At 72.1% G+C, this 3,899-nt stretch carries 5 protein-coding genes and 1 pseudogene; 3 read left to right on the top strand and 3 right to left on the bottom strand.

Going from position 1 to position 3,899, the window contains the following annotated elements; genetic code table 11:
- The 3 genes from FV233_RS30725 to FV233_RS28495 all read right to left on the bottom strand — a co-directional run.
- On the bottom strand, positions 1-934 hold a 934-nt coding region (locus tag FV233_RS30725), incomplete at its 3' end, for a transglycosylase SLT domain-containing protein (protein ID WP_187278260.1).
- Between the two features lie 183 nt (positions 935-1,117).
- A complete protein-coding gene (locus tag FV233_RS28500; protein WP_147899532.1) occupies positions 1,118-1,930 on the bottom strand; it encodes a Cof-type HAD-IIB family hydrolase in 813 nt (270 codons plus the stop codon).
- Between the two features lie 3 nt (positions 1,931-1,933).
- On the bottom strand, positions 1,934-2,491 hold the full coding sequence (locus tag FV233_RS28495) for a gluconokinase (RefSeq protein ID WP_147899531.1): 558 nt from the start codon (positions 2,489-2,491) through the stop codon (positions 1,934-1,936).
- Between the two features lie 195 nt (positions 2,492-2,686).
- Here FV233_RS28495 and FV233_RS28490 point away from each other — a divergent pair, with 195 nt between their 5' ends.
- The 3 genes and pseudogenes from FV233_RS28490 to FV233_RS28480 all read left to right on the top strand — a co-directional run.
- A complete protein-coding gene (locus FV233_RS28490) occupies positions 2,687-2,938 on the top strand; it encodes a DUF3072 domain-containing protein (protein ID WP_147856752.1) in 252 nt (83 codons plus the stop codon).
- A gap of 316 nt (positions 2,939-3,254) precedes the next feature.
- Positions 3,255-3,497 carry a hypothetical protein gene (locus tag FV233_RS28485; protein WP_147856751.1) on the top strand — a complete coding sequence of 81 codons (243 nt, stop codon included), beginning with the start codon at positions 3,255-3,257 and terminating at the stop codon, positions 3,495-3,497.
- Positions 3,498-3,676: 179 nt separating this feature from the next.
- Positions 3,677-3,899 (top strand): annotated as a pseudogene (locus tag FV233_RS28480) (sugar transporter); the annotation flags it as partial.

The raw sequence follows: 3,899 nt of genomic DNA, 5'->3' as shown, positions 1-3,899 counted from the left end.
CCGCGCGGCGCGCCGCGCGGCGCGGCGTGGCGGCGGCCAGCAGCTGGATCGACGGGCGGCGCGGCGGCAGCGGCACGTCCACGGTCTCGGTCACCCCGGCGGCCGCCGCCGCTGGCGTCATCGCGGCGCCCTGGAACGCCGCGGCCGGCTCGGCCTGCGGGGACAGGCGCAACTCGGCGAGCTGGGCCGGCGCGGCCTCCGAAGCCGCGCTGCCGAGGCCGGCCGGACGGCGCGGCGGCAGCGGGACCTCCACGGTCTCGACCGCGGCCATCTGAACGGCGGCGCCCGGCGCGGCACCCGCGGCGGCGGGCTCGACGGACAGGCTCGCATACGCGACGGCGCCGCTGAGGGCGTCCGGACGCCGGGGCGGGAGCGGGACCTCGACCGTCTCGCTCGGCACCGCGGCGACGGCGGCGGCGGTGGGTGCGTAGGCCAGGGCCCCGGAGGCGGCGCCGGAATCCGTGACGCCGCCGCCGAACAGGCTCGCCAACGCGCTGGCCGAGGCCGCCACGGGGGCCACCACCGAGGCGACCTCGCTGGAGATGCCCTGGCGCTTGGCCGCGTAGTAATAGCCGCGGTTGTAGTACTGGTAGGCTTGGCTGACGTTGCCCTGGGCGGTGCGGTAGGCGCCCGCCAGGTAGGCGACGCCGTAGCGCAGGTTGGTCGCCGGATCGTACAGGCCGGCCGCGTCGCCGGTGTATCCGAGGCTGCGCGCCGTCGCGTGCTTGATCTGCATCAGCCCGAGGGCGCTGCCGCCCTTGGCCTTCGGGTTGTAGTTGCTCTCGCGCTTGACCACCGCGTGGACGAAGCTCGCCGGGACGCCGTTTGCCTTGGCCTGCTGCTCGATCAGCGCATCGATGTTGTCGCGCGCGCCCTGCCCGAAGGCGGCGACGGGCACGACCGCGAGAGCGGCAGCCAGGAAGAGGCGATGCATTCCGAGACCCGGTCCTGCTTCTACTGTGGTCAAGCTAGGTCGCGGGGAAATGAGGCCGGAAAGGGGCCCGGATCCGGCAGCCTGTGGGCGAGCGGGGTGTCGGGCGCCCCTGTGCCTTGTCCGCCACAGGGCGGCGCCGTCGGTTAACCATCCCGGTTATCCACAGCGTGTGGGGCTGGACGCTCAGGGCAGGATGAAGCGCGCGACCCCGTGGGCGAAGCCGTCCGCGCCGTTGCCGTCCGTCACGGCGCTGGCGGCCGCCTTCACGCCCGGCTCGGCATTGCCCATCGCCACCGAGAATCCGCTGCGGGCGAACATGGGCCGGTCGTTCCCGGCATCCCCGAAGGTCGCGATCCGCTCGGGCGGGATGCGCAGATGCGCGCTCATCCAGGCCACGAACTGCCCCTTGTCGAGCCCGGGCGGCGTCACGTCGAGATAATAGGCCTGCGAGCGGTGCACGGTGGCGCGGCCGGCCAGCGCGGTCCCGATCCGGGCCTCGCAATCGGCCAGGTGCGCGTGGTCCCGGCTGACCCCGACGATCTTCGAGGCCGCCCCCATCAGGCTGCCGAGATCGGCCACCACGCGCGGCTCGGCGTCGATCGTCCGGCGTTCGAGATCCGCGTAGGGGCCCTCCGGGTCGCGCAGGCACCAGGCCCCCGCGGCGAAGACCCAGACGTCGAGATCCTCGGCCTGAAGGCGCTCCAGCGCCGCCCGCGCGGCCGCTTCCGGGATCAGCCGCTCCTCGATGGTCGAGAGATCGGGCCGGACCACGCTGGCGCCGTTGAACGCCCCCATCGGCAGGTCGAGGCCGAGGGCGTCGACGAGGCCGCGAAGGCCCAGCGGCGGCCGGGCCGACGCGATGCTGAAGCCGATCCCGGCCGCGCGCAGGCGCTTCACCGCCGCGACCGTCGAGGCGGCGAGCTGCTTGTCGTCGGTCACCAGCGTGCCGTCGACATCGGAGATCACCAGGGCGATGCCGGTCGCCTTCGTCGCCATCGCTCAGGTCCTCTCGGCGGGGAGGGGGGATTCCGCGGCGAGCTGCGCCACGACGCGGTCGGCGACGGCCTCCGGCGGCGCGTCGATCCCCACGATGACCGGGTGCTCGTCGGGGCCGGGGATCTCCAGGGTGGCGAACTGGCTGTCCAGCAGCCGGGGCGACATGAAGTGGCCGTGGCGCTCGGCGAGGCGCCGGGACACCAGGGCCCTGTCGCCGTCCAGGTAGACGATGCGGACGCGCCGGCTCCCGCGGGTGAGCACGTCCCGGTACGCCCGGCGCAGGGCCGAGCAGACCACCACGCCGGATTCGCCGGCCTCCAGCCGATGCTGGATCCAGACCGCGATCCGGGCGAGCCAGGGCGCGCGGTCCTCGTCGTCCAGCGCGTGGCCCGCATGCATCTTGGCCACGTGCTCGGGGGTGTGGAAGCTGTCGCCGTCCACGAAGATCCAGCCGAGCCGCTCGGCGATCAGCGCGCCGACGGTGCTCTTGCCCGAGCCCGAGACGCCCATGACCACGAGGACCTGCGCCGCCCGCGCGGCCGCTCCGGCTTCGTTCTGCATCCGCCCATCCGCGCTCATCCGGACCACGCCGCTCCGGGGCGCCACGCTGCGCCATGGGGTTCATCAATAGGCTCGGCGGCCGGGAAGGAAAGGTTCCTGGGGAACAGCGGGCGATGCGCCGACATCCCGTGGAACCCCCGCTGGGGCGGCACGTTCTCCCCGGCGACGACAGAACATTTCAGGAACGAGGGTCCCATGGCCAAGGCAGCCGACAAGCACGACGCGACCCAGGACAACCCGAAGACCGATCCGAAGGACGTCTCGAACCAGATCAAGGATCCGGATCAGTGGACCACCGGCGGTGAGCCGATGACCGGGGCGCAGGCTTCGTACCTCAAGACCTTGTCGGAAGAGGCCAAGGAGCCGGAGGCCTTCGACTCGGACATCGACAAGGCCGAGGCGTCCAAGCGGATCGACGACCTGCGCCACAAGGCCGGCCACGCCTGAGCGACCCCGGCACGACGCGCCCTGGACGGGTCCGGGCCGCGTCATCGGACATGTCGAAAGGTCGGCGCCTTCACGGGCGCCGGCCTTTCGTCGTTCGGATCCACGTCGCGAAGGCGATGTTTCGAAGACACTATTAAGCCGGCGGCAATGGGAACCCGGTTAGACGTTTCCATCGCGCCGGGCGGCGAGAGCGCTCATCGTCGGCGTGGATACCGGTTTATGCGTGCGCGAGCATGTTGAACCAGGGGCCGGGAGACGAGCCCGATCGCGATACGATCGGGTGCGGATCCGGGCGCAGGGGAAGTCGGAGTCACGGATGGCGGAGCCGAGCTGCGAGGGATCGAAGGCGGCTTCCGGACGATCCCGCATCCGTGGGCGCGACCTCGCCCGGCGGGCGCTGCCGCGCTTCGCCCCGGACGCCAGCGGTTCCACCGCGATGGAATACGCCCTGATCGGCGCGCTGATCTTCATCGTCGCGGCCGGCAGTATCCGATACTACGGCTCCCGGATGACCCCGATCTACGAGCGCATCAGCACGACGGTGAGCCAAGCCAATTGAGGGGCGCCGTTCCGGCTCCGGCCGTAAAGTTTTCGTCGGCATGCCCCGAAAAAGCTGTGCTTAGTGAGGATGAAACCGCTCGCTCGGCCGTCGCGGGCGCAGTGTGGCCCACCCGCTACGGACACCCCGGCCGCTATGGGCTAGGCACGGGCTCGGCAAAACCGATGGGCAACATCTGGATGCGCAAACTTTCCCTCGCTCTGCTCGCCGCGACGGCGATGTCGGGCTGCTCGTACCTGCCCGCGGCGGGTCCGACGGCGAGCGCGATCCAGGCCGGCGCGGAAGTCGCCACCGCCGACGGCGGCACGCTCGCCCGCTACGAGATCATCGACGTCACCCCATCCGTGATCGAGGCCCTGCGCGGCCGCCCCCTCGACAGCCTGCTCGCCTCCTTCGGCGACC

This window comes from Methylobacterium sp. WL7 (assembly GCF_008040085.1).
Taxonomy (GTDB): Bacteria; Pseudomonadota; Alphaproteobacteria; order Rhizobiales; family Beijerinckiaceae; genus Methylobacterium; species Methylobacterium mesophilicum.
The sequence above is the reverse complement of the archived record's forward strand: the minus strand, read 5'-3'. Positions and strand labels throughout refer to the sequence as shown.

What these genes read in the sequence shown, in the direction of transcription:
- FV233_RS28495 (WP_147899531.1), bottom strand. Translation starts at nt 2,491, where the DNA reads ATGCAGAACGAAGCCGGAGCGGCCGCGCGGGCGGCGCAGGTCCTCGTG.
- FV233_RS28500 (WP_147899532.1), bottom strand. Translation starts at nt 1,930, where the DNA reads ATGGCGACGAAGGCGACCGGCATCGCCCTGGTGATCTCCGATGTCGAC.
- FV233_RS28490 (WP_147856752.1), top strand. Translation starts at nt 2,687, where the DNA reads ATGGCCAAGGCAGCCGACAAGCACGACGCGACCCAGGACAACCCGAAG.
- FV233_RS28485 (WP_147856751.1), top strand. Translation starts at nt 3,255, where the DNA reads ATGGCGGAGCCGAGCTGCGAGGGATCGAAGGCGGCTTCCGGACGATCC.